Source organism: Convivina praedatoris, from assembly GCF_933208495.1.
In the GTDB taxonomy this organism is placed as follows: Bacteria; Bacillota; Bacilli; order Lactobacillales; family Lactobacillaceae; genus Convivina; species Convivina praedatoris.
In genome coordinates this window covers 97,047-120,219 of the sequence record NZ_CAKOET010000002.1, presented here as the reverse complement: position 1 = coordinate 120,219, position 23,173 = coordinate 97,047, and the positions used below count along the sequence as shown (strand labels likewise).

Genomic DNA, 23,173 nt, shown 5'->3' with positions numbered 1-23,173 from the left:
CTGGGAGCTATACATGATCAAAGTAAATTTAGATAAAGTTTTATTAGATCGACAAATATCCTCTAAAGACTTAGCCCAGGCAATTGGCATCACACCCGCAAATCTATCTATCCTAAAAACAGGTAAAGCCAAAGGTATTCGCTTTAGTACCTTAGAAAAAATTTGTGCACTATTAAATTGCCAACCCGGTGATATTTTAGAATATGCGGCTGATTAAAAATAAAAAATCGGAAATTTATTCCGATTTTTTTTCATGCTGACGAAAGGTTGCAAAATCTCCGTTGTAATTCTTGGTTTGCTTAAGTTGATAAAAATTAATTTTGTCTTTCACAACCGCTAAATGAGTCTGTTTTTGCTTAATTTCTTTCTTTAGTTCAGCTTGCTTTTCTCGCAATAATGTTTCCCGTTGGGCAATCGTTGAATCTCCCTGAACCCGCAATTTCACGTATTGTTTCATCTCAGCTAAGCTAAAACCTGCTCCTTTTAAGTGTTGTAAAAATTGGAACCACAAAACATCTTGATCGTCATAAATGCGCTGATTGTTAACCTTATTAAATTGCAACAACCCTTCCTGCTCATAATAACGAACCGTATAAGTTGTCACTCCCAATAATTTGGCAAATTTTCCAACATGATATTGTCGAGTCCCCATGCGTTACTACTCCGATATCGTTTCAGCTGCCACTTGATAATCTGCATCAGCCACTGGTTCTAACCACTCCGGTGTTCCAGCAGTAATCGCAATATGTTCAAACCAACTATTAGGCGTTGCCCCATGCCAATGTTTAACGCCATCATGGGTCACAACTACATCCCCAGGAAAAAGATGACGAGCAGTTTGCCCATCTTCCTGATATAACCCCTCTCCGCCAGTTACTAGTAAAATTTGATACCCATCACGATGAATATGCCAATTGTTCCGGCATCCTGGTTCAAACGTCACATTGCCAACACCGACATCCACCGCTGGATCATTAACTAACATGTTTAAATAACTTTTTCCGGTGAAAAATTTAGCAAAATTATCATTACTTTCCCCCACGCCAAACAGGCTATCTGCTTTTATGAACTCATTTTTAATCATTGTTGGGCTCCTTATCTGAATAAATTTCTTTAGCAATATTAAATGCTGACCACGCTTTGGGCCAACCAACATAAAAAGCTAACTGAGTAATAACCTCCACCACTTCAGACTGTTTAAGCCCGTTTTGTTTACCGGTCTGTAAATGATGACCCAATTGTGCAAAATTACCACCTGAAATTAAAGCTGCAATAGTAATTAAGCTACGATCTCGTAAAGAAAGTTCTTTATCTCGTGACCAAACTTCACCAAATAAAACATCATCGTTTAATTCAGCAAATTTAGGAGCAAAATCTCCTAAATTATCACGTCCTGCAGTTTGTTTTACCATATTGATAACCTCCCAAATTCTTTACAGTCACTATACAACTTAGAGTTAACTATAAGTCAAACCAACAGCAAAAAAGTTATTCAAATCATGATGCGCTTGGTTATATAATTAAATGGATTAGGAGATATTAATTCATGAAAAAAGATCGTGTCATCACTTTTTTAGACGCAATGCTACCAATTATTATGACTTTTCTGGTTTTGGAATTCCCGAAACCTCAGCATTTAGATTTTTCCACCCTGTTTGAGCTTAGAACTGACTTCTTTGCCTATGCCATTTCCTTTTTCTGGTTAGGCATGATGTGGATTAATAGCCATGGCCGCTTTCAAAACAAAGAGGACGTTACCGACAGCACTTTATGGGCCACCGTGGTCATGTTATTTTTCGCTTCGTTGATTCCTTGGGCAACAGAAGTTTTATCATTAGAGCCTAATAACCGGTTTGCTGCTGGCTTTTATGGGGTTATTATCTTCCTGGTGAGTTTTAGTAATCTCTGGCAGTATGCCACTTTACATCAAGGCAAAGAATTTCAAATTTATCTAAAGAACCTATCTTTGGATTTAGTGATTAAATTGATTGGTTTTGTCATTGCCATCACCGTTTACCCCATGGCAATTTTAATTTTTGTATTTTTAGCCGGTTTATTTCTATACGTTATTAGCATTCACCAAAATAAAAAAGCGACCCAATAAGGTCGTTTTTATTTTTACCTGAGTTTACTGAACTTGCTTACTAGGACGAATAACTATTTCGTTTAAGGTTGCATCAGCCGGCATATCTAATACATCACTAACAACTTTGGCAATCCGCTCGGCTGGAATGGCAAACTGGTCATAAAACTTATCGGTTGCTTCTCGACGGGCAGGATCCGTCATATGTGATACTAATTCAGATTTTACGGCACCTGGATAAAGGGTAGTAACACGCACATTTTTACCCGCTTGTGCTTCTTCCTCACGTAAACTTTCCGAAATAGCTTTTACAGCCCACTTAGTAGCAGAATAAACTGCTCCACCAGCATGTGAGTACAAACTAGCAACTGATCCCAGGTTAATAAAGTGGCCTTCATTTTGCTCATGAAAAATACCTTGAGCTGCAGCAATGCCGTACAAGGTTCCCCGCAAATTGACATCAATCATGCGATTCCAGTCATCAACCTTAGCCTCAATCAATAGGGAATGTGGCATTAGTCCGGCATTGTTAATCCAAACATCAATCCGACCGTAGCTATCTAGCGCTTGCTGGGCTAGAGCTTTAACCTGCTCAAGTTCAGTGACATCAGTTACCGCATAGGTAGCAGTGCCGTTGGCCTGTTCAATTGCTTTTTGAATTTGCTGTAAACGGTCTTCACGACGGGCACCAAGGACAATTTTATCTCCTTTAGCTGCGCGCGCTTTGGCAATAGCTTTCCCAATACCGGATGATGCCCCGGTAATTACGATTACTTTTGCTGTTGTCATATATTTTCCCCCTTTTCGCTCTGATGATAAGCTAATTTTTCTTCTTCGTAGCCAATCATATGTGAATCAAAATTATCAATTTTAAAATCTAAGTACTGTAAAGTTTTTTGAAGTTTTGTTAGCTGGGACAAAAGTTCCACCTTTTGATCAATTAAAATCTGTTTTCGTTCTGCAATAGAATCTGAATTTCGATACGAATCAATAAATTTTTTTAAGGTGTCAATGTCCATGCCAGCGCCACGCAGCGCCTTTACATAAAATACCCAATTCAAATCCCGCTGTTCATAATCACGATGACCACTGCTATTACGGCTAATCGGTGGTAAAAGCCCAATCGACTCCCAATAGCGTAGGGTGGCTGCTGGAACTCCGCATTTTTTACTAACTTTTTCAATTTTCATCGAAAATCCTTAAAATAATTTATTCTCCAACCAATTGATTATGCAACACTTTCATATCAGAATTATTGGATCCAACACCAACAAAATTCAACTCAAAGCGGCGAGCAATTCGGTTTAAGCTACCATAAGTTGATTGAATGGCGGCACTTTGATCCGAATCTGCTCCTTGAACAATCGTGTATAAATCGGCACCTTTGAGTTCACTGTTAATGTTCATATGATCCATAAAGGTTTTTAAGTAACCAGACATGTTTGACCAGTACACCGGCGTACCAATCACAATCACTTTAGCCCCCTTTAACTGGTCAAATACTTTTTGATAATCGCCATCTCCTTGACCAACTTGAGGAATATTATACTCTGACAAATTAATTTGCGTATATTTTTCATTACCAAATAATTCTTTTGCCATTTTAGCTGTGTTACCATCAGTATTTTGGCTGGCGTTTAAGAACACTTTCTTACCGGAAGTATTCACATTTTGTGGTTTAGTAAAGGTCATTTGCAATCTCGTTTGCACGGTCCCTCCTCCTTGACTAGACTGGTTCCTTTTTGATGTTGCTCCGTGGTTAAATGCCCATCCACCACATGCGACACCAATTAATAAAAATACAAGTGCTAATAGTGTATATTTAACGACGATTTTCATAAACTCCTCCTTAAGTAGTTATAGTATTCATTATGATAAATCTTAAAGTTCACTTTAAGTCAAGTAAAATAAAAAAGACTAACCCCAGGGGATTAATCTAACAGCTAAACAATGTACAGAGATTGATATTAATCCTTCTCTGCAAAACAGAAAATATTTAAACACACTTTATTTTTAATTGATTAGGAATTACGAAAGTCATTAAAGTTATCAACACTGAAAAAATCATTGCTAGTGGATAAACAGTCATTGCCAAAAGCATCCCTGACAATTTGAGCGCAACATCATATTTTGCCCAACCACGACGGGCAGCAATATGCCGAACAGAATTCTCTTGTGACTGATTAGCCCGTTGTAGTAAATAATATTGTAACTGATTACTAGCCGTGATCGACAATACTACTAATCCATAGAAAATTTGAGCAGCGCGATTATCAAAATTTTCAGAAACGATGCTAGTAGCATATGGGAAAAGTGAGGAAGTAAATAGCATCAATAAGGAAGCCCATATAATCTTAGGGTTGATTCTTTGGATGCGATACCAATTATTATGCAATTTAACCCACATTGCACCCAGCCAAAAAAAGCCAAGGTATAAGCGAAATAGTGCTCACGCATGGCCCAAAAGCCAGCCAAAGAAATTGTTTTAGGGTGCTCCAACTCTAGCACCAATATTGTCATAATAATCGCTAACATGGCATCAATAAAAGTTGCCAAACGCTCTTTATTCATACTAAAGTTCCCTTTTAAGCTTACTATACACTGCCACTAATAATTATTTAATATTGAATTTCACGACCTGCCATCCATTGAATCATTTTAGGATCTGCATGATCAAAAAACATGCTTTTCCCAGTATTTAGTTGCTGAATTTTTTGCATCTCATCCATACTTAAGTCAAAATCTAGCACTGCTAAATTCTGTTGCATTCGTTCGGATTTGTTTGATTTAGCTAATACTACGATATCTCTTTGTACTAACCAACGTAGTATTACTTGGGCGATTGACTTCTGATGCGATTCTGCTATTTTTTGCAAAATAGGATTCTCAAATAATCCATTCTTCCCTTCAGCAAACGGTGCCCATGCTTCAACTTGCACACCATATTGTTCAAAATATTCTGCATCTTTTTGATTTTGCTGAAAGGGATTGACCTCAATCTGATTAAGCATTGGCTTAATTTCTGAAAATTCGGCCAAATTAGTTAACTGGGCAATATCAAAGTTCGATACACCAATAGAACGTAACTTACCAAGACGATAAGCCTCCTCCATAGCTCGCCAAGCACTAAATACATCATTATATGGTTGATGGATTAGATACAAATCTAAATAATCTAACTGTAAGCGTGCCAAAGACGCATCAATTGCCGCTGCAGCTTTATCGGGTGCTACATCGGCCACCCACATTTTACTCGTCACAAACAAATCTTCTCGTTTAACAAGTCCATCTGAAATCGCAGCAGCGATTCCTTGACCAACTTCACGCTCGTTACCATAACTAGCTGCAGTGTCAATTAAACGATAGCCTGCTTTAATCGCCTCAAACACAGCCTGTTTGGCTTCCCCTGCCTCTTGCATTTGAAAAACACCAAAACCTAATACTGGTATCTTCACTTGATTGGATAAAGTCTTATATTCCATTACGTTATTCTCCTTGAATTCTTCTAAAATAGATTTCGCTCAGTATCTCGCATGTGCCCATAGTAATTCTGAATTTTATGATTCAAATAATCTCGTGCAGTTGTTAATTTCTCAATTTTACTATCCATCTCATCAGCAGCCTCTTGCAACATTTCTTTACGTGCTGGAATAGTCTGATCGTCATCAGCATAAATCAAATCAATATACTGCTTTAACAGTTCAATGCTCATTCCTGCATTACGCATAATTCGAGCAAAATTCAATTGATTAATACTTCGCTCACCAAAATCTCGAATACCATTCTCTAAACGTGGGACAGGCCCAATAATACCAACTCGTTCATAATAACGAATAGTATCAGCTGATAGATCTGTTAAGTCAGCTGCTTTTTTAATATTCATATCAATACTCCAAGTTATTTTTCTATCGGTCGAATCACTAACCAAGCTATTATAATAGCCATCAACATAAAAATACTAATGATCCATAATGCATGTTGGTATTGCATGGCGGGTAATTTCATATTAGCCGTTAAGGCGATGATAATTGACAATCCGACGGACGAACCAATTTGATGTGTCGTGTTGACCATTCCGCTGGCTGCCCCACTAATATAGGCTTTGGTATTGGCAACCCCAGCAACCGTTAAGGGACTGAGCGCTAATCCTTGTCCAATACCTAGTAAAACCATTGGCAAAGCCATCGTTAGCCAATAACCATAGGACAATGGTACCAAAGATGGCACCAATAAGCCTAACAAACAAAAAATTAACCCCCACATCATAACCATTGTATTCCCATAACGTTGCGTTAATTTAGATACCTGCATACTGAGTATAAACTGTGGAATTGACATAGGGATAAAAGCCAATCCAGCCATCATCGATGTAAATCCCAAAACATTTTGCATGGCTTGGGGCGTTAGGAACCAATATGAAAAGATCGCCCCCATGAAAATAAAACGAGCCAGATAAGCTCCCCACCGTTGACGATCATCAAATAGGGATAAGGGTACTAGGGGATTTTTATTATTCTTTTCAACAAAGTATAGGACAATGAACGCTAAAATCGAAAAACCTAAGAACCATTGCTGCCATACCGTTCCCACGATACCGTACACCAGTGAACTCATTGCTAATACAGACAAGAGCATACCTGCATAGTCTAGTTGTCCATTTTGACCTTTAACCCTGGGAATAAAGGCTAAGGCTATAATAGCAACTACTATAGCAATCGGCACGTTAATTAAAAAACCAACTCGCCACGAAAAAGTTTGAATAATCCAGCCACCCAAAATCAAGCCTGCGATACCACCAATACCGGCTGTAGCCCCATAATAAGCAATGGCTTGATTTCGCTGTTGCCCTTGATAATTATCCATAATAATGGCCAAGGTTGAAGGCGCTAAGATGGCTGACCCAATCCCCTGAAAAGCTCGGGAAAAAATAATGGTTAAGGCTGAATTAGCCATTCCAACTGCTAGAGAGCCGAGGGCGAAAATTACAAGCCCACTAATAAATATTTTTTTACGAACAAACAAATCACCGGCACGAGCCATGGCTAATAACAGCCCACCAAACGTTAGGACATAGGCGTTTGATACCCAGGATAGTTCCCGCACACTCAAGTTCAATCCTTGAGCAATCTGTACCGTCCCAGTAAACACAATTGAATTATCCAACAAAATAATAAAGTAAGTAAATAGTACAATCGGTAGCACAATACCAAATTTCTTTTTTTCCATTTTTTCCTTTCACACTTTAATAAAAACTAGGTTTAGCCATTTTTTCACTGCCTGGTTCATAGATACCGACACTGGCTTTTAAATCACGCTGTGGATTAGCTAGTAGATCTAGAATATATTGGACCACTGCCTGACGAGTTATCTGAGCTCCAATGAAAGGCTCTCCTTTTTGTGTTGTTGCATAGCTAGTATTATCTTTCTCGTTATACAGCCAGGTCATTCTCATATAGGTATAGTCCAATCCGTAATTCTCAACATCATGAATCATTTTTTGTCGCCAAAGTGGCACAGGACCCATCATCGACCGATTCCACTCACCAAAAGCACCACTAACTTCATTATAAATACCCAGTGCCCCCGCAATAATTAGTCTTTGAACTCCAGTGGCTTTCATTGCCGCTATGATTGGAGACATATTGCGATCAGAATCTACAAAAACTATATCTTGTCCTTGTATGATTCGATGGAGTAACGGTTCATCGGAAAAATCTCCATCAACTATTGTTACTCTTCCATTATTTTGATACTCATTTAGGCGTTTTTGAGCATTTCTAGCAAACAAGGTAATGGTATCATTACTTTCATGTAATAGACGTTCTGTTAATTGGCGTGCAATTTGCCCTGCAGCCCCTAAAATAACAATTTTCATGTTCATACCCGCTTTCTTTATACTATCGGTATACTAAAGCCAACAACTCATTAATTAGGATGTTAAAACCTTTAGCGATATTAAATTTTCAAAAAGTATCACTTTTTAATTTGACCAATATCGACTAACCAATTATCAATCTCCTTACTGACCACTACTTCTCTCTGATCTTTAATGCTCAACAGAACACCATCTTTTTCTTTTCCACCTTGAACAGAAAATCCTTTTAATACTTTGGCACCTTTGGCTTTTGATTGAATTTGCGTAAAGGTGTTCCCAGACCCATATCCTCCATTTGTATTAAAAGGAATTACTGTTTTGCCAGAAAGATTGTAGTCATTTAAAAATGTAACCACTGCCTGGGGTAAAGCCATATTCCAGGTTGGTGTCCCGATAAACATTACATCGTATGTTGAAAAGTTATCAATTTTAGTTTTTAACGCTGGTAAAATAGCTTGATTTTGTTCACTCTGATTTTGAGCTACCTCAGTTTCATAATCACTTGGACGAACTACTGTAGTCTCCAGTTGAACAATATCGCCCCCAACCTGTTGATGAATAATATTAGCTACTGCTGCAGTATTCCCGGTACGAGAATAATAAACAATTAAATTTTTTTTATTTTTCATTGAATCCTCCGATTTTATTTTCTGTTCTTTCTTAGTTATTGTACTGATTTCGTAGTGCTGTCTATTTATCAAAAAAGTACTGATTATAATTAATAATATTGGCATTAATTTATAAGAATACATTTCTTCAACTGGTCTGCTCTCCCTTAGTTAGAATAACGTTAGACTACACCTTGGAGTGAACTCCAAGTCAAGCAAACATTTAACAAAAAAAGCCTGCACGCAGACTTTTTCAAAAACTATTTACTTTTAGAATTGTCCTTTAATAAACAAAAGGCACCAACTGCTCCAATTAAAACAATGGTCATGGCCGTATAAGCCAATCCTCGCATCCCACTACAATAGGCGTTCCAAACAACTCCTTGTAATTCTTTAACAAACGGTAAATCTTGCAACTTAGAGCTATAAGCAATGGTGTTTCCAGAAAACGGACCAGCTTGAATTAAGGTCTGTTTGAGGCTTTCAGCCATGGCTAGCGGTACCTGTGAAAAACTAAAGTGAGCATTTAGATACTGATCATAGTGACTGGTTTGGGCCAATCCTAAAATAACAATACCAAACGACGTACCCAACTGACGGAACACGTTCAACAAACCTGAAACCATGCCAATTTCTTTGGGTGCTGCGCCTTCTAGTCCAGCCGTATTTAACATCGGATTCACCAAGCCATTAGTAATTCCCAGCATTATTAACGTTGGTACTAATTGCATATAGGTCAACTTAGTGGTCATCGCATTGGCTAGAAGCAAAAAGCCCATCCCAGCTAAGAGCAGCGAGGCTGAGATAATTTTACGCTTCGAATATTTGGCCCCAAGATAGCCAGTGACTGGTCCTAAAATCAGACTCCAAACAGTCATGGTTAGTTGGCGAACTCCGGTATCAAAAGCCGAGTAGCCCATATAATTTTGCATCAGCGAAGTCAAATAGATATTGCTGGCATAAACTGCCGATCCAAGAGTAAAGGCCACAATGACAGATCCAACAAAGTTAGCATTCTTAAATAATTTCAAATTCATCATTGGATGATTAGAACGCATTTCTACTAAAATAAAAATTAATAAGAGCGCCACTGCGGCTACTAACCAAGCCGCAATACTCAAATCAGTCCATGGTAGATGGGGATGATTTTCCTTTTCAACCAAGCCATAGACCGCAAAGAAAATTGCTGCCGTTGATAGAAACATCCCTAACCAATCAATCTTTTGACCTTTACCATAGCTGGGCGTTTCATCAATGGTAAACCAGATTAGAATTGCCGCAATAATACCAATTGGAACATTGACATAAAAAATAGCGGGCCAACCAAAAGATTCCACTAATAATCCACCAATTAGCGGACCAGACACGGTTGATAGGCCCATTACTGAGCCTAAAATCCCCAGTGCTGTACCCCGTTGGGGCCCACCAAAATTAGAAGCAACCAAGGCCATTGATAAGGTCATTAATCCCGCGCCACCAAAGGCTTGCACAACTCGTCCAATATCTAAGATTAGTAAATTTGTTGCCAAGCCATTAATGGCTGAAGCAATGACAAACACCAACATACTAATTAGGACAACTTTTTTACGACCGTACATGTCCCCCAACTTGGATACGACCAGTAAAATCACCGAAAAGGCAATTGTATAGGCATTGACAACCCACTGTAGGTCATTAAAAGTTGTTGAAAAACTCTTCACCATGGTTGGGAGGGCAACATTAACTACTGTAATATCAAGCAGTCCCATGAATACACCCAGTGAAAGGGCGAATAAGGCCCACCATTTTTTCGTATTTTTGCTTTGCATATTATTTTTCTTTCTGACTTAGCTGATTTAAATTATCTTGAACCCAAGTCAACTTAGTTTGGCTAAGTTGTTGCTGGAGGCTGACTGTCCGAATCACCCATTGATAATACTCACTTTGCTCTGGAAAACGCTGAGATAAATCAACAAAATGCGGCAAAATATCATCATAGACAGCCAAATCTTGTTCAATTGCTACTTGATATTCTTGTAAAATTGCTAACCTTTGTTGATTGTTTAAATAACCAAATGAACGAAATTTAAAGCAGTAAATATTATCCCGATTGCCATCTTGAGTGACCGGTTCCTGCATCAACTGTTGAAGGTATTGCTTCCCCGCCTTAGTAATTTCATAAACTTTAGCATTCCGACTATCACCACAACGGCTTTCAATATACCCTTTTTGTTCTAATTTTGTGAGCAGAGGGTAAATAATACCGTTGGAAATTTTCCGTCTGGGCATCACCGAAGATCCCAAGATTAAAGCCAACTTATAACCAGACATTGTCCTTGAGCTTAATAGCGTTAGAATCAATAAATCATACATATAAAACTCCCAACAGTTTTACCGGTCGATACGACCGGTAAATACGACATACCATAATCCTCATAAATTACTTTGTCAATTAAAAAGAGCCAAGGTTTTTCACCTCAGCTTTTGTTCACAATTTACCATTTAAAAACTCAGCCTCCCCATTACCGAAACTCCAATCATCGTCGTTATTGGGCACTAAGCTAAACATAATGTCTTCTTTTCGTAAGCCTAATTCTTGCTGCAAACGCTCGGTCACGGTTTGATAAAAGGCTTGTTTAGCCTTAGTTGAACGCGGGCGGGTTACCAAGTTAAAAACGACAATATCGCGACTACGTTCAATTCCCAGACCAGTATCTAGAATCTGCATTTCGAAAGGTTCATGTTGGGTTAGAATTTGATAACGATCAGCTTTTGGAGTTTGAAATACATCCACCTGAACCTCATAGGCAATGTCTAACAAGTGTTTTAAATATTCGTCATCATGACCCTTAATCACATCAATACGCATTAATGGCATAGTTTCAATTCTCCTTATTTAGTACTAGATTAATGAATACATTAAGGTTAAAGTAACTTGTATAAAAATCAAGAGGAATAATCATGGAAAAAACAACTTTTTCAGATTTGGAACGGCAGGCCATGCCGTCGGCCGTTAAAGAAAAACTGATAATTCTAATTCAACGGGCAATCAATTGGCAAAATAATTACTAATTTAAATTTCTTCTAAAGAAATCTTACCATCTACTAACTGATAAATCCGATCAGCATAGGCTCGCAAACGCAAATCATGAGTTACCACGACAACCGCTTTGTCCTCTTGAACGGCAATATTTTTAAATAATTGCCCAACTTCTTCAACGCGACTGCTATCTAAGGCTGCCGTTGGTTCATCGGCCAAGATGAAGTCTGGATTAGTATATAAGGCTCGAGCGATTGCCACTCGCTGCGTTTGTCCACCCGATAACTCGGTAGGAAATTTATTGATGAGCTTAGTAATGCCTAAAGTATTTAGATAAGATTCAAATTTTTGGGCCGTTACATTGCCCTTAGGTTTGACTTGATCAACTAGGGTAAATTGGTCCTTTACATTCAAATATGGCACCAAATTATAGGATTGGAGTACGAAACCAATATGATCCAAACGGAACTGATCAGCCTCCTTAGTTGATAGTTGATCAATATTTTGACCGTTAATCGCCACTTGTCCCTGACTGGGGCGCTGGAGCCCACCAAGAATCGTTAGCAAAGTACTTTTTCCAGAGCCAGAAGGTCCCAAGATTAAAGTTAACTGGCCATCTTCAGCCGTAAAATTAATATCATCTAAGGCAGTTACCAGATTAGTATCGCTACCAAATTGCTTCGTTATATTTTTTAAGACTAATTTTTCCATTAACTTTATCCCCCAATCACGGTTACTGGATCGATTCTAGCAATAATCCCCATTGGAATTAACGACCCCAACGTGCCCATCACAACTAAGCCCAGACCCGTTAGCAAGATTAATGGTATATCAAAATACATTGGTACTTGGGTTGGAATCACCAAGCTAACCAGTAAGGCCAAAATTACACTTAAGGCCACTGCGGAAACCATAATAATGACGGTTTGACTGAGCGTGTTGAGAGCTAAATAGCGACTCGGAATCCCCTGAGCCCGTAAAACAGCAAAGTTTTCAACTTTTTGAATCGTCAAAATATAGAGGAAAATCGTAACCACAATGACTGAAATGACAATTAAGAACACAATCATAAACAAGAAAGTACTATTTTGAGCACTGTAACCCGGCATTTTATTCAAAAATTGCGCTTTACTGTAGGCTTTAACTTGGTCTGATTTGGCTACTAGCGTTTTCTTAGAAACTACCCCACTAGCGACAAAACGATTCGAAACGCCCTTAACATTACTCCATTCTTTAATATCCCCATAGGCGACAGGTGCGATATTATACTCGGCATCTTTGGCAAAACCAACAATTTTAAAATTCTGATTATTAATACCTAATTCGACAGTTTGGCCTAATTTAAAGCCCTTTTGCCGTAATTTATCAGATACAACTAACTCATCACTATTTTGGGATAGATGCCCTTTCGTTAAAGTGATACTCCGGCTGACCAAATCATCGGCGTTGATGCCGACAAACATCACCCCTTCACGTAAACCAGCCCCCTTCATAATACCGGGCGTTAAAGCAACTTGAGCTTGGTCCTGATTAACGGCATAATCAGCAAGATCATCGGCAGTCAAGAGAGACTGACTTAAATTGCCATCAGCATCTTTGCTCATTACCACCGAGTTAGTATGCCATGCTTCTACTGCAGTCGTATTTTCACGGGATAGCCCAAAAGCTAAAGCACTTAAAATAAAAATCAAAAAAACTAATCATGGTAATAACAGCGATTACTAAACCATAACGAAATTTTTCTTTTTTCATTTCACGAATCGCTAAAAATGTCATTTATTTGCTCCTTTATGCCATTGTTCTATGGCTTGAATTCGTTCTATAATCTGATTTTTATCGGCCGGATGCCAAAAGTACTGCCGAATCAATTCATGCCCTGCTAAATTAGTCATCCAAGGCAATAAAGATTGTTCAAATTCTAAGGATGGAATTCCGGTGCCATTAAATTCTTTTTCATATCGATGTAATTCTAAAATAGCTCGATTAATCAAATAGTAGTTCCGTAGGAAATTATAACTTGGATTATTTTCTACATCTTGGATAAATTTTAATAAATTTTCCAACGAATCTTCGGGTCCCACATTTTGATGAATATCCGCCACAATTTGCTTTAATATCCATAAATAAGCATCATCAACATCCTCAAAGTAAGTATAAAAGGAGCCTCTGGAGATATTGGCCCCCTTTACAATCCGCTCTACGCTGACATCAAGCAAACAATAACCCGAAAATTCAGTAGCTAAACTGGCCTCAATACGATTCTGCTTAGCTGCGCTTAGATTCAAAAAAGTTTCTTTAGGCATCAATATATTCACCAATCTTAATAGTATTGACAGGTTATCATCAAAATGACAAAACGTCAATATAATGACGGATTGTCAATAAATATCGGAACTATGTTTTTAATATATGATATTATATTCATATGAAAGGATAACAATATGAATATCACACTTTTAACCTTAACTTTTGTAGCGGTCAATTTAGATTTCTTCATCATGCTATTATTCCTATTAAAAAAATATCCCCTATCGCAAGTCCTACTGGGTTACCTGCTTGGGAATCTAATTTTAATGATTCTTAGTTTCATGGCCGGAAAATTACTCGAAAATTTTTTACCGGAATGGTTATTAGGTATCCTAGGGATTATTCCAATTTACTTAGCCTTTAAGGATGACGATGATGACAATGAAACTGTCACAAAAAAGTCGCCACTGCTAGCCGTGTTAATCACCTATCTGTCAGTTTGTGCCGGTTGTAATTTATCCATTTTTCTACCAGTCCTATTGGGCGAAAGCCTAACAACCTTCCTACAAACCTTGATTTATACTAGTGCCCTAACCGTTCTAATTGTTTTTCTGCTAAAATTAATTGAACGCAATCACCTGATTCAAAGCTTAATTAACCGCTTTGGCGAACAATTAATGAAAATTTGCTACATCCTGATTGGTCTCTACGTCCTCTTTGATAGTGGTTTTTTAACTCACATCTATCAGTTACTCTTTCATTAAGGGAAGGCCCCGCTTATCAATACTGAAAAATTACATGAAACCAGCTTGATTTTTAAACTACTGAGCAATCCCACCCGACTACGGATTTTATTGCTCCTAGAAAAAGAACCGCTGAGTGTAAGTCAAATTGTAACAGCCTTAAAATTAGAACAATCCATGGTTTCCCATCAATTATCACTTTTAAGAAAGCACCAATTACTTACCACCCAACGAGATGGTAAAAAGATCCGCTATAGTTTAACGGATCCCCATATTTTAGCAGTTGTTGAAATGGCCTATGAACACAGTGCCCATGTGGTTTTACATCAGGATCATCATTATAGCTATCAAAAAGATCAGTAAAAAAGGAAACAAGTTAAACTTGTTTCCTTTTTAACCGTTAACAATCCGATGATAAACTCGAGTTGTTAAGAGATAAACAATAATATAACAGATAAATAAGATGACCGTTACTGATAACGCTACGCTGGCAAAGATGCCCTGATCCCAGACACCCAAGCCTTTAAAGACACTCCTTAAGGCTGGATAAGCAAAGCCTAAGTTAATCACCGCCCCGGCAATTGGTAGCATAAAGACCATTAACATTTGACTATGAATTGCCTTTTGCGTTTCCTTATAACTTAAGCCCACACGTTGCATCGTTTCAAAGTTATGTCGATCAGCTAATCCTTCAGAAATCTGCTTATAATAAATAATCAGTGCAGTGATAATGCTTAGCGTAATACCAATTAAACTTCCGACAAATAGTAAGCCACCGAAGATAGCTTTAAAAGCCTGTGCCATTTCTGACTTAGAATCAACATTCCCTTCTAAATTAGATAAATACTTTTTGACTTCTTTAGTAAACGTTAGTTTTTGATTAAGAGTCCCCCGCACATTAAACACAAAAATATTTTTATTAAATCCAGTTGGTACAGCATCATTCGTTTCATCATGAGCTAACAATTTTTCGACTGTTTCTCTATTGTTAGCAAATAAATACATCATTTTAGGAGCAGAATCCGCATAACTATCTGGCATATCAAAATCACTAATTTGCTTGATATGATAAGTAATCCCATTGATGGTTAAAATGTCAGTCTTTAACCTTTCTTTTGGTGAATAGACCAATAGCTCATCGTCAGCGACACTAAGATGCTTACCCTGCCACTGATTATATTGTTCAACAGTTGTAGCCGTTAAATTCAAATTTTTAAGGCTAATATCTTTAAATTCAGGTTTAACCTGATGTTCATTCGCAATATTAATTGGCGTTGAATAAGAGGTTGTTAATTGCCGTTGATTACTGATCTTCAAATGATTATCAGTGGCTAGTTCTTTAATATGTTTTTGTTGTGTCTGATTCAGTGGCTGGCTACTGGTCATGAACATGTCATAGGGCATGAAATTTTCCATAATTTTTTGAGAACCAGCAAATAGACTGATGACTGCAGTCAACACTACTAAAGTTGACGTACATAGCAAACAAATTGATGCCAAGCCCGCACCATTTTGTTTCATCCGAAAAAGCATCCCCGAAACTGAAATAAAATGATTCGGTTGATAATAGAATTTCTTATTTTGGCGTAACAACTTCAAAATAACAATACTGCCGGCAATAAATAGGAAATAAGTACCAATTACTACCAGCACTACCGCAATCATAAATAGGATAATCGCTGATAGACTAGGTTTAGTGGTAACCGATAGATAATAGCCAGTTCCTAAAATGACTATTCCCAATCCCCCGATAATCCAACGAGCTTTCGGTTCTTTGGGCGCTTGACGGGCTGCTTTTAACAAATTGATTGGATTTAACCGGCGCATTTTGAAAATATCTCGGAGATAAATCAGTAAATTGATAACTAGGAAAAACGTCGCAATGAGTAACACCGATGAAAAAGCTGTATTCCCAACTATTTGATCATTATCCAGTAAATTTCGAAGTACTAAAAAGGCTAACTCTTGAAAAGAAATACCAACCAGTAACCCGGTTATTAGACTTACCACATACATCATACTGTTTTGAAAAAAAACAATTACATTCAGCTCACGATGGGTCATTCCTAAAATATTATAAATACCCAATTCTTGATTGCGCTGTCGAGTTAAAAATCCGTTAGCGTAAAACATGAAAATCAGTGATAGCAAAGCAATAAAGACAAAACCAATCGCCACAACTGAAATCACCATTTTTCCATTATTGGTCGGTGCTTTAATGCTTGGATTTTGCAAAATACTAACAAAAATATAATTAATAGCAACTAACAAGGTGCTTGATAAAACAAATAGGGTGTAACGCTGCCAATTCCTAGTTAAACTATGCCATGCTAATTTCAATTCAACCATTAGTTAACGCTCCCACCACTGATGATAGCATTCAAACTAGTTGAGATCTTATCCAGATATTCTTTTTGAGTTAACTCGCCACGATTAAGTTGATGATAAATAATGCCATCTTTAATGAAAAGCGTACGCTTAGAGTAACTGGCTGTTAAAGCACTATGAGTAACCATTAAAATTGTTTGTCCCAATTGATTAACTTGATCAAATAATCCCAGAAGTTGAGCAGAACTGTGAGAATCCAAGGCACCAGTCGGTTCATCAGCCAAAATTAACTCTGGATGAGTAATGAGCGCCCGAGCAGCAGCCACTCGTTGTTTTTGACCCCCAGAAATCTCACTCGGATAACGATCCAATAAATCAGTAATTTCCAATTGTTCCGCTAGTCCAGTGAGACGATCTTGCATCTCTTTTTCTGGCACTTTAGACAAAACAAGCGGTAAAAATATATTGTCGCGGTTATTAAACGTATCTAATAAATCAAAATTTTGAAAAACAAATCCTAATTCTTCACGACGGAAATGAGCAGCTTCATTTTCTGATAAGCTCTTCAAATCAGTTCCATTTAATTCAATCTTGCCACTGGTTGGCTTATCCAAGGTAGCCATAATATTTAACAGGGTCGTTTTTCCGGCTCCAGATTCACCCATAATGGCGACATATTCGCCAGATTCAATACCAAAGGAAATATCTTTTAAAGCAACTTTACTTTTCAAACCTTCCTGGTAACTTTTTTGAATATGCTGTAGTTCTAACAATGTCATGATAATTCCTTCTCTTTACTTTGAATAAGTTCAATTGTAAAAGACTTCTGTTAGAACCAATCTTACAGTTTGTTAGACTTTCAACGCTGCCTTAGGAAAGGTTAGGGCAGCCCTGGTAACTTGGGGGTCAGAACTAATAGTAATCGTGATATCCAACTGTTGACAAATTTGTTGAACCAGATACAATCCCATCCCCGTGGCGGATTGTTGCTGGTGGCCGTTATCGCCGGTAAAACCAGGTTCAAAAATCCGTGGTAAATCATTGGCCGCAATCGGCAGACCATGGTTACTAATAGTTAATTGATTGTCCGACCAATTAAGCTCAATTTCTGATTGCGGATTACTATATTTAATAGCGTTATACACCAGTTGCTTAACGATAAATAACAACCATTTTTGGTCACTAAGAATTCTGGTTGGAGACACCCGAATGACTGGTTTTAATTGTTTTTCAATGAAAAAAGTTGAATATTCTTTGATTGTTTCATCAATAATATCAGCGATAGTTAACCAGCTAAAGTCTAAGTCATGATTAAAATCATTTAAACGTTCATAACTTAGTAACATTTCTAACTGATTTTTCATCAGAGACAATTGTTTAACAACTTGGTCACTATCAACCGTAGACTCTTGTTCAGCCATTAAATTTAACGCAGCAATTGGCAGTTTCATTTCATGACTCCAAGTCATCAAGTAATCAATCAATTGACGGGTTTTAAAATAGTTTTGACTTTCTAAATCATTGAAGCGCTGACTTTCAGCCAAAATAACCTGTTGCTGAACCTGTAAAACAGGATTCCAAGAGCGAATTGGCACTCTCTTTTGCACTTTTTTAATGGTCACATGGCTTCCATATACACGACAAATAATCACCAACAAGACTGGAATCCAGGTAAATTGAAAGGTCTGCCAGACTAAATTAACATTATCCCCCTGGAGCTTTAAAATCATCGTTGGAATAACCAACATGGTCAAGTAAACAATTAAGATAATAATTTGTTGACTCAATAACTGCGCCAAATATTTTATTTTACAAATCATTTTCCACCAAACGATATCCCTGTCCACGTTCTGTAATAATTCGATCCGGTAAATCGACTGTTTTCATTTTTGATCGTAAACGACTAATATTTGTGTTAAGCACATCCTCATCAATAAAAGCTCCCCCCTGCCAAAGCATCCGCATAATCTTAGTTTTGGAAACAATTTGATTGAGGTTTAAAATTAACAATTGCAAAATATAGCCTTCGGTGGGGGTCAACTTGACCGTCGCATCACCATAGTTTAATTCGTTAGTTAAAGTACTCAAGGTGCTACCATCAAAATCTAACACCGAATTATCGGTTGGATTATATTGATTAACTCGCCGTAAAATAGCCTGAACCTTAGAAATCAAAACATCCAGGACAAAGGGTTTCGTGACATAATCATCGGCTCCAGTAGCAATCGCTCGGACTGCATTGGGGTTCATGTCGGCCGAAGAAATAAAAATAATCGGTACTTGTGACTGCTTTCGAAGCTCTTCAGTCCAGTGGAACCCATCAAATATCGGTAAAGTGATATCCATCAATACTAAGTCTACCTGAGCGGCCATAATTTCACTAACCACTTGATTCCAATCTTGGACAATGATTACTTCATATTGCCATTTATTTAAGGCAGTTCTAATATTTTCACGAATAGTCGGATCATCTTCAACTAAAAAAACTTTACTCATTGATTACCCTCAATTTCTGGTCTCGATAAAATGGTAGTTATAACATCTTCTCATGATAAAATCATATCATATGTATATTTTTATCTTTTTAATGGTATTGATATTACAACTGTCACACACAGTTTATAGAGGAGGTTTTTTATGTTAGTTGCAACCAGCGAAACAGTTGCCAACCATCAGGTGGTTTAAACCATTGGCGAAGTATTTGGCATGACCGTTCAATCCCGCAATATGTTCAGTAATATGAGCGCTGGTTTGAAAAACATCGTGGGTGGTGAAATCAAACCCTATACTAAAATGTTAGAAGAAGCTCGGCAGGAAGCTATTGATCGAATGTGTGTCAATGCCCAAACGATGGGAGCTGATGCTGTGATTATGATGCGCTTTGACTCTGGTTCAATTGGACAAGATATGATGTCCATCACGGCTTACGGAACAGCAGTAAAATTGGACAAGTAGTATCTTTACTGATTATATTTCAACTGATACGTCACCGAATACGTTTGTGTTTGATTAGCTGGTAAATTAATATTGCCAAAATTTTCATGATTAATTGCATCTGGTAGGGTTTGCATTTCAATCGCGATTGCTGTATTTTCAGAACTATTTTGGGCTGGATCAGTTGTGAACACCACGACGCCATTTCGATCAGAATTTATATCAAGTTGAATACCATTTGTAGGATTTTTTAAACTGACCAGTGGTCCTTGGTGATTATTATCTAATAACCACGCATCATCAAATTCCTGATTCCTAATTGTTTTAAAATCAGAAAAATCAAATCGTGTATCAGTATTTTGAAGCAAATTTCCCGTCGGAATTTTGACATTATCTACTTCGACATGTTTTTTAGAGTTAATCCTTAGTTGATGTTGGCTGATATTTAAACCCCCACCTGCCAAATTAAAGTACACATGCGTCATTGGATTAAATAACGTTGGTAGTGTAGATCTTCCGCTGAAAGAAATTTGAATCTTATTTTGGTCATCTAGAGTATAAATAACCTGTGCCAATAAGTGACCCGGAAACTCATCCTCGAAGGTATGTGAAAATATAATTTCAGCTCTGTCACCATGGTCAGCAATTTCTGCTGACCAGTTTACTGAATCAAACCCGTTAATCCCAGAATGTAACACATGTCCATGATCATTAGCAGTTAAGTTAAACCGATTTCCCCCTAAGTCATAGCTTATCCGGGATAAACGTCCACCAACACGACCAATTGTATTGCCTAGATGAAATGGATTATTGAGATATGATTTCATATCATGGAATTTAACTAATAATTCTTGTGCTTTTCCTAAATGATTAACTATCAACGATTGCCAAGTAGCCCCATAAGATATGGCAGTAAGACTAGTTCCTTTTCTATTTTCCAAGGTGTATGCCCACACAACTTGTCCGTTGTTTAATTTACCAAATTCTTTTTTTACTACTTTCATAAGGAACCTCGTTTTCACAAAAAATAAGCGACTAGTCGCTTATTTTTTGTACCCACTATACTATTTATCTAAATGAATATCTTTCCCAAGTAAATTAATGATTAAAGGATCACCAGATACTAATTTAACTTTAGCCCCTTGAGTATTAACAACCACTTCTAATACTCGGCCTCTAAATACTAAACGGAAAGAATACTCTGTCCATTTTTGGGGTAAGAATGGCTTGAAATACAATTTTCCATCACGCACACGCATCCCCGAAAATCCTTGAACAATAGCTAACCATGAACCGGTCATAGCTGTAATATGCAATCCATCACTGGTGTCATTATTATAGTTATCAAGATCAAGCCGTGCTGCACGTTCATACATTTCAACCGCCTTATCCTCCATTCTCAAGTCAGCAGCCAAAATCGAATGAACAGAAGGCGACAATGACGATTCATGAACTGTTAGTGGTTCATAGAAATTAAAGTTATTACGCTTTTCATCCTCAGTAAATGCATCTGGAAAATAGAACATGGCATGAAGCGTGTCTGATTGTTTAATGTATGGCGACCGCAAAATTCTGTCCCATGACCAATGCTGATTAATTGGCCGAATTTCTTGGGGCATATCAGCAATTGGTGTTAGATCTTTATCTAAGAAGGTATCGTGTTGTACAAAAATATGAGTCTTCTTACCGTTCAAATCTACATCTGCTTCAGGTAAATACATTTTATTAGCAATTTCTTGCCAGTTAGCTAATTCAGCTGGTGTAATCGCTAATTTAACCCTCTGATCCTCATCAATCTCAGAGTAGCTATCAATGGCATATTGTAAGACCCACTTAGCCATCCAATTGGTATAAAAATTATTATTAACATTATTTTCATACTCATTAGGACCAGTTACTCCATGAATCATATACTGTTGCTTACGTACCGAATAATGTACACGATCAGCCCAGAAACGAGCGATATTGTATAGTACTTGAGCCCCATTTCCATCTAACCAAGAATGATCTCCTGTTATATTGGTGTAATTGTAGATGGCATAAGCAATGGTTGAATTACGGTGGATTTCTTCAAAAGTTATTTCCCACTCGTTATGTGATTCAATCCCATCAAAGGTAACCATTGGATATAAAGCCCCTTTGAGTCCCTGTTCCTTAGCATTATGAAAGGCACCTGCTAATTGATCAAATCGGTACTGCAGTAGTGCTTTGGTAACAGATGGGTCTGCAACCCCTAAGTAAACTGGAATAGCAAATGCTTCTGTATCCCAATAAGTAGCCCCACCATACTTTTCTCCAGTAAAGCCCTTTGGCCCAATGTTCAAACGTGAATCCTGGCCATAATATGTTGAAAATAATTGGAACAAGTTAAAGCGAATGCCTTGTTGAGCAGCATCATCACCTCTTATTTCAACATCAGCTTTTTCCCAACGCTTTGACCATTCAGATACATGTGCATCATAAATACTTTGATAATCTTGGCCTTGATATTTTTGAGATAATTGACGGCCAGCCGCAATTATTTCTTCTAGAGAATGATAATCTCGCGAAGTCGTAACAAAAACACGCTTTTCAAAAGTAATAGATCCTTTTTCTGGAACATTAATTACAAAGCTATCCGTAATCTCTTGATCGCTTTGCTCATTTTTTGCAAACTCACCTCCGATAAAACTCTGATGAGCTACTACCGTAAATTGTGGTACCCCAAAAGGATTTTTAATCGTCTGAGTAGCTATATAAGAGCCAGTATTATCGTGTCCTTGACCCAATACCTGCCAAAATTTTTCGTCATAATTTGAATCTTCATTGGTAACATCAGCATCAACACTAGCATCAAAGTGAATTTGATGTGCCTGTCCATCCACTGAGGTAAATTCATAATGAATATCAGCTAATTCTTTGGTGGCAACAGATACTAACCGGGTAATTTGAAAATGAACTCCAAAAACAGTAAATTGACGAACTAGTATGCCCTTTTTCATATCCAACGAAATTTCAAAATCATCAAACTGGTTCTGTGCCAAATCAACTTGTTGCCCATCAACATAAATATCCGCTTTAACAAAATTTAATGCATTGATTGCTTTACCAAAATATAATGGATATCCATTTTTCCACCAACCAACACGAGTTTTATCGGGAAACCACACGCCACCGATGTAAATACCTTGGTGAGTATCACCAGAATACCGTTCCTCAAACATCCCCCGCATACCCATATATTCATTTCCAAGACTAGTCATAGATTCTTGTAAACGCTTATCGTCTGAATTTAAATCATGTGAAGTGACAGTCCATGGATTAACTTCAAAAATTCTTTTCATTTCTCTCTCTTTC

At 37.6% G+C, this 23,173-nt stretch carries 29 protein-coding genes and 1 pseudogene; 5 read left to right on the top strand and 25 right to left on the bottom strand.

All coding sequences use genetic code 11. The features are described 5' to 3' along the window. The first annotated feature begins 13 nt into the window (after nucleotides 1–13). Nucleotides 14–217 carry a helix-turn-helix domain-containing protein gene (locus tag M4974_RS02285; protein WP_248705895.1) on the top strand — a complete coding sequence of 68 codons (204 nt, stop codon included), beginning with the start codon at nucleotides 14–16 and terminating at the stop codon, nucleotides 215–217. An 18-nt stretch (nucleotides 218–235) separates the two neighbouring features. Here the strand turns inward: M4974_RS02285 and M4974_RS02280 are convergent, their stop codons facing one another. Genes M4974_RS02280 through M4974_RS02270 form a run of 3 tightly spaced genes read right to left on the bottom strand, consistent with a single transcriptional unit; the run spans nucleotide 236 to nucleotide 1,412 of the window. Beyond that, on the bottom strand, nucleotides 236–652 hold the full coding sequence (locus M4974_RS02280; RefSeq protein ID WP_248705894.1) for a MerR family transcriptional regulator: 417 nt from the start codon (nucleotides 650–652) through the stop codon (nucleotides 236–238). Nucleotides 653–658: 6 nt separating this feature from the next. After that, nucleotides 659–1,084: a cupin domain-containing protein gene (locus tag M4974_RS02275; RefSeq protein WP_248705893.1), complete on the bottom strand. Its 426-nt coding sequence runs from the start codon at nucleotides 1,082–1,084 to the stop codon at nucleotides 659–661. Further along, nucleotides 1,077–1,412: a carboxymuconolactone decarboxylase family protein gene (locus M4974_RS02270; RefSeq protein WP_248705892.1), complete on the bottom strand. Its 336-nt coding sequence runs from the start codon at nucleotides 1,410–1,412 to the stop codon at nucleotides 1,077–1,079. Before M4974_RS02270 ends, M4974_RS02275 begins: the two co-directional genes overlap by 8 nt. Before the next feature lie 134 nt (nucleotides 1,413–1,546). On the opposite strand from M4974_RS02270, the gene M4974_RS02265 reads away from it, so the two are divergent. Continuing rightward, nucleotides 1,547–2,104, top strand: coding sequence for a TMEM175 family protein (locus tag M4974_RS02265; RefSeq protein WP_248705891.1), 558 nt, complete (start codon nucleotides 1,547–1,549; stop codon nucleotides 2,102–2,104). A gap of 24 nt (nucleotides 2,105–2,128) precedes the next feature. Here the strand turns inward: M4974_RS02265 and M4974_RS02260 are convergent, their stop codons facing one another. From M4974_RS02260 to M4974_RS02190, 16 genes and pseudogenes are all read right to left on the bottom strand, one after another. Next, the gene (locus M4974_RS02260; protein WP_248705890.1) at nucleotides 2,129–2,872 is read right to left on the bottom strand and encodes an SDR family oxidoreductase; all 744 of its coding nucleotides are present in this window, start codon (nucleotides 2,870–2,872) and stop codon (nucleotides 2,129–2,131) included. Further along, a complete protein-coding gene (locus M4974_RS02255) occupies nucleotides 2,869–3,273 on the bottom strand; it encodes a MerR family transcriptional regulator (protein WP_248705889.1) in 405 nt (134 codons plus the stop codon). Before M4974_RS02255 ends, M4974_RS02260 begins: the two co-directional genes overlap by 4 nt. A 19-nt stretch (nucleotides 3,274–3,292) precedes the next feature. Continuing rightward, nucleotides 3,293–3,793 carry a flavodoxin family protein gene (locus tag M4974_RS02250; RefSeq protein WP_248705888.1) on the bottom strand — a complete coding sequence of 167 codons (501 nt, stop codon included), beginning with the start codon at nucleotides 3,791–3,793 and terminating at the stop codon, nucleotides 3,293–3,295. 286 nt (nucleotides 3,794–4,079) lie between these two features. After that, nucleotides 4,080–4,415, bottom strand: a complete 336-nt coding sequence (locus M4974_RS07915) for a hypothetical protein (RefSeq protein ID WP_371831393.1) — start codon at nucleotides 4,413–4,415, stop codon at nucleotides 4,080–4,082. A gap of 33 nt (nucleotides 4,416–4,448) precedes the next feature. After that, nucleotides 4,449–4,603, bottom strand: a pseudogene (locus M4974_RS07910) (TMEM175 family protein); the annotation flags it as partial. Between the two features lie 98 nt (nucleotides 4,604–4,701). After that, complete coding sequence (locus tag M4974_RS02240) at nucleotides 4,702–5,565, bottom strand: aldo/keto reductase (RefSeq protein WP_248705887.1); 864 nt, start codon at nucleotides 5,563–5,565, stop codon at nucleotides 4,702–4,704. Nucleotides 5,566–5,588: 23 nt separating this feature from the next. Continuing rightward, complete coding sequence (locus M4974_RS02235; RefSeq protein WP_248705886.1) at nucleotides 5,589–5,966, bottom strand: MerR family transcriptional regulator; 378 nt, start codon at nucleotides 5,964–5,966, stop codon at nucleotides 5,589–5,591. Between the two features lie 14 nt (nucleotides 5,967–5,980). Then, nucleotides 5,981–7,309 (bottom strand): MFS transporter, encoded by a 1,329-nt coding sequence (locus M4974_RS02230; RefSeq protein WP_248705885.1) that lies wholly within the window; start codon nucleotides 7,307–7,309, stop codon nucleotides 5,981–5,983. A 16-nt stretch (nucleotides 7,310–7,325) separates the two neighbouring features. Next, nucleotides 7,326–7,958 carry an NAD(P)H-binding protein gene (locus M4974_RS02225; RefSeq protein WP_248705884.1) on the bottom strand — a complete coding sequence of 211 codons (633 nt, stop codon included), beginning with the start codon at nucleotides 7,956–7,958 and terminating at the stop codon, nucleotides 7,326–7,328. A 98-nt stretch (nucleotides 7,959–8,056) separates the two neighbouring features. Then, the gene (locus M4974_RS02220) at nucleotides 8,057–8,587 is read right to left on the bottom strand and encodes a flavodoxin family protein (protein ID WP_248705883.1); all 531 of its coding nucleotides are present in this window, start codon (nucleotides 8,585–8,587) and stop codon (nucleotides 8,057–8,059) included. 239 nt (nucleotides 8,588–8,826) lie between these two features. Then, the gene (locus tag M4974_RS02215) at nucleotides 8,827–10,374 is read right to left on the bottom strand and encodes an MFS transporter (protein ID WP_248715730.1); all 1,548 of its coding nucleotides are present in this window, start codon (nucleotides 10,372–10,374) and stop codon (nucleotides 8,827–8,829) included. Nucleotide 10,375: 1 nt separating this feature from the next. Beyond that, nucleotides 10,376–10,918: a PadR family transcriptional regulator gene (locus M4974_RS02210; RefSeq protein WP_248705881.1), complete on the bottom strand. Its 543-nt coding sequence runs from the start codon at nucleotides 10,916–10,918 to the stop codon at nucleotides 10,376–10,378. A 115-nt stretch (nucleotides 10,919–11,033) separates the two neighbouring features. After that, nucleotides 11,034–11,423 (bottom strand): tautomerase family protein, encoded by a 390-nt coding sequence (locus M4974_RS02205; RefSeq protein WP_248705880.1) that lies wholly within the window; start codon nucleotides 11,421–11,423, stop codon nucleotides 11,034–11,036. Between the two features lie 195 nt (nucleotides 11,424–11,618). Next, nucleotides 11,619–12,296 carry an ABC transporter ATP-binding protein gene (locus M4974_RS02200; RefSeq protein ID WP_248705879.1) on the bottom strand — a complete coding sequence of 226 codons (678 nt, stop codon included), beginning with the start codon at nucleotides 12,294–12,296 and terminating at the stop codon, nucleotides 11,619–11,621. A 5-nt stretch (nucleotides 12,297–12,301) separates the two neighbouring features. Further along, nucleotides 12,302–13,276, bottom strand: coding sequence for an ABC transporter permease (locus M4974_RS02195; RefSeq protein ID WP_248705878.1), 975 nt, complete (start codon nucleotides 13,274–13,276; stop codon nucleotides 12,302–12,304). Between the two features lie 81 nt (nucleotides 13,277–13,357). Beyond that, nucleotides 13,358–13,888 carry a TetR/AcrR family transcriptional regulator gene (locus M4974_RS02190; RefSeq protein ID WP_248705877.1) on the bottom strand — a complete coding sequence of 177 codons (531 nt, stop codon included), beginning with the start codon at nucleotides 13,886–13,888 and terminating at the stop codon, nucleotides 13,358–13,360. A 138-nt stretch (nucleotides 13,889–14,026) separates the two neighbouring features. Between M4974_RS02190 and M4974_RS02185 the strand changes: the two genes are divergently transcribed. Together M4974_RS02185 and M4974_RS02180 are read left to right on the top strand one after the other, a co-directional pair. Beyond that, on the top strand, nucleotides 14,027–14,596 hold the full coding sequence (locus tag M4974_RS02185; protein ID WP_248705876.1) for a cadmium resistance transporter: 570 nt from the start codon (nucleotides 14,027–14,029) through the stop codon (nucleotides 14,594–14,596). A 45-nt stretch (nucleotides 14,597–14,641) separates the two neighbouring features. Beyond that, entirely contained in the window at nucleotides 14,642–14,938 is a 297-nt protein-coding gene (locus M4974_RS02180) for an ArsR/SmtB family transcription factor (protein WP_248720723.1), read from the top strand. A 30-nt stretch (nucleotides 14,939–14,968) separates the two neighbouring features. Here M4974_RS02180 and M4974_RS02175 read toward each other — a convergent pair whose 3' ends face one another. From M4974_RS02175 to M4974_RS02160, 4 genes are all read right to left on the bottom strand, one after another. Continuing rightward, entirely contained in the window at nucleotides 14,969–16,924 is a 1,956-nt protein-coding gene (locus M4974_RS02175) for an FtsX-like permease family protein (RefSeq protein ID WP_248715729.1), read from the bottom strand. Further along, on the bottom strand, nucleotides 16,924–17,682 hold the full coding sequence (locus M4974_RS02170; protein ID WP_248705874.1) for an ABC transporter ATP-binding protein: 759 nt from the start codon (nucleotides 17,680–17,682) through the stop codon (nucleotides 16,924–16,926). Before M4974_RS02170 ends, M4974_RS02175 begins: the two co-directional genes overlap by 1 nt. 72 nt (nucleotides 17,683–17,754) lie before the next feature. Beyond that, nucleotides 17,755–18,702, bottom strand: a complete 948-nt coding sequence (locus tag M4974_RS02165; protein ID WP_248715728.1) for a sensor histidine kinase — start codon at nucleotides 18,700–18,702, stop codon at nucleotides 17,755–17,757. A gap of 10 nt (nucleotides 18,703–18,712) precedes the next feature. Next, complete coding sequence (locus M4974_RS02160; RefSeq protein WP_248705872.1) at nucleotides 18,713–19,399, bottom strand: response regulator transcription factor; 687 nt, start codon at nucleotides 19,397–19,399, stop codon at nucleotides 18,713–18,715. 192 nt (nucleotides 19,400–19,591) lie between these two features. Between M4974_RS02160 and M4974_RS02155 the strand changes: the two genes are divergently transcribed. Next, nucleotides 19,592–19,858, top strand: a complete 267-nt coding sequence (locus tag M4974_RS02155; RefSeq protein ID WP_248706069.1) for a YbjQ family protein — start codon at nucleotides 19,592–19,594, stop codon at nucleotides 19,856–19,858. A 5-nt stretch (nucleotides 19,859–19,863) separates the two neighbouring features. On the opposite strand, the gene M4974_RS02150 is transcribed toward M4974_RS02155, so the two are convergent. Together M4974_RS02150 and M4974_RS02145 are read right to left on the bottom strand one after the other, a co-directional pair. Further along, the gene (locus M4974_RS02150) at nucleotides 19,864–20,841 is read right to left on the bottom strand and encodes an aldose epimerase family protein (protein ID WP_248705871.1); all 978 of its coding nucleotides are present in this window, start codon (nucleotides 20,839–20,841) and stop codon (nucleotides 19,864–19,866) included. A gap of 60 nt (nucleotides 20,842–20,901) precedes the next feature. Further along, nucleotides 20,902–23,160 carry a glycoside hydrolase family 65 protein gene (locus M4974_RS02145; protein WP_248705870.1) on the bottom strand — a complete coding sequence of 753 codons (2,259 nt, stop codon included), beginning with the start codon at nucleotides 23,158–23,160 and terminating at the stop codon, nucleotides 20,902–20,904. Nucleotides 23,161–23,173 lie beyond the last annotated feature (13 nt).

Excerpts from the sequence above, each read along its gene's own strand:
- M4974_RS02285 (WP_248705895.1), top strand. The coding sequence starts at position 14 with ATGATCAAAGTAAATTTAGATAAAGTTTTATTAGATCGACAAATATCC.
- M4974_RS02280 (WP_248705894.1), bottom strand. The coding sequence starts at position 652 with ATGGGGACTCGACAATATCATGTTGGAAAATTTGCCAAATTATTGGGA.
- M4974_RS02275 (WP_248705893.1), bottom strand. The coding sequence starts at position 1,084 with ATGATTAAAAATGAGTTCATAAAAGCAGATAGCCTGTTTGGCGTGGGG.
- M4974_RS02270 (WP_248705892.1), bottom strand. The coding sequence starts at position 1,412 with ATGGTAAAACAAACTGCAGGACGTGATAATTTAGGAGATTTTGCTCCT.
- M4974_RS02265 (WP_248705891.1), top strand. The coding sequence starts at position 1,547 with ATGAAAAAAGATCGTGTCATCACTTTTTTAGACGCAATGCTACCAATT.
- M4974_RS02260 (WP_248705890.1), bottom strand. The coding sequence starts at position 2,872 with ATGACAACAGCAAAAGTAATCGTAATTACCGGGGCATCATCCGGTATT.
- M4974_RS02255 (WP_248705889.1), bottom strand. The coding sequence starts at position 3,273 with ATGAAAATTGAAAAAGTTAGTAAAAAATGCGGAGTTCCAGCAGCCACC.
- M4974_RS07915 (WP_371831393.1), bottom strand. The coding sequence starts at position 4,415 with ATGCTATTTACTTCCTCACTTTTCCCATATGCTACTAGCATCGTTTCT.
- M4974_RS02240 (WP_248705887.1), bottom strand. The coding sequence starts at position 5,565 with ATGGAATATAAGACTTTATCCAATCAAGTGAAGATACCAGTATTAGGT.
- M4974_RS02235 (WP_248705886.1), bottom strand. The coding sequence starts at position 5,966 with ATGAATATTAAAAAAGCAGCTGACTTAACAGATCTATCAGCTGATACT.
- M4974_RS02230 (WP_248705885.1), bottom strand. The coding sequence starts at position 7,309 with ATGGAAAAAAAGAAATTTGGTATTGTGCTACCGATTGTACTATTTACT.
- M4974_RS02225 (WP_248705884.1), bottom strand. The coding sequence starts at position 7,958 with ATGAAAATTGTTATTTTAGGGGCTGCAGGGCAAATTGCACGCCAATTA.
- M4974_RS02220 (WP_248705883.1), bottom strand. The coding sequence starts at position 8,587 with ATGAAAAATAAAAAAAATTTAATTGTTTATTATTCTCGTACCGGGAAT.
- M4974_RS02215 (WP_248715730.1), bottom strand. The coding sequence starts at position 10,374 with ATGCAAAGCAAAAATACGAAAAAATGGTGGGCCTTATTCGCCCTTTCA.
- M4974_RS02210 (WP_248705881.1), bottom strand. The coding sequence starts at position 10,918 with ATGTATGATTTATTGATTCTAACGCTATTAAGCTCAAGGACAATGTCT.
- M4974_RS02205 (WP_248705880.1), bottom strand. The coding sequence starts at position 11,423 with ATGCCATTAATGCGTATTGATGTGATTAAGGGTCATGATGACGAATAT.
- M4974_RS02200 (WP_248705879.1), bottom strand. The coding sequence starts at position 12,296 with ATGGAAAAATTAGTCTTAAAAAATATAACGAAGCAATTTGGTAGCGAT.
- M4974_RS02190 (WP_248705877.1), bottom strand. The coding sequence starts at position 13,888 with ATGCCTAAAGAAACTTTTTTGAATCTAAGCGCAGCTAAGCAGAATCGT.
- M4974_RS02185 (WP_248705876.1), top strand. The coding sequence starts at position 14,027 with ATGAATATCACACTTTTAACCTTAACTTTTGTAGCGGTCAATTTAGAT.
- M4974_RS02175 (WP_248715729.1), bottom strand. The coding sequence starts at position 16,924 with ATGGTTGAATTGAAATTAGCATGGCATAGTTTAACTAGGAATTGGCAG.
- M4974_RS02170 (WP_248705874.1), bottom strand. The coding sequence starts at position 17,682 with ATGACATTGTTAGAACTACAGCATATTCAAAAAAGTTACCAGGAAGGT.
- M4974_RS02160 (WP_248705872.1), bottom strand. The coding sequence starts at position 19,399 with ATGAGTAAAGTTTTTTTAGTTGAAGATGATCCGACTATTCGTGAAAAT.
- M4974_RS02150 (WP_248705871.1), bottom strand. The coding sequence starts at position 20,841 with ATGAAAGTAGTAAAAAAAGAATTTGGTAAATTAAACAACGGACAAGTT.
- M4974_RS02145 (WP_248705870.1), bottom strand. The coding sequence starts at position 23,160 with ATGAAAAGAATTTTTGAAGTTAATCCATGGACTGTCACTTCACATGAT.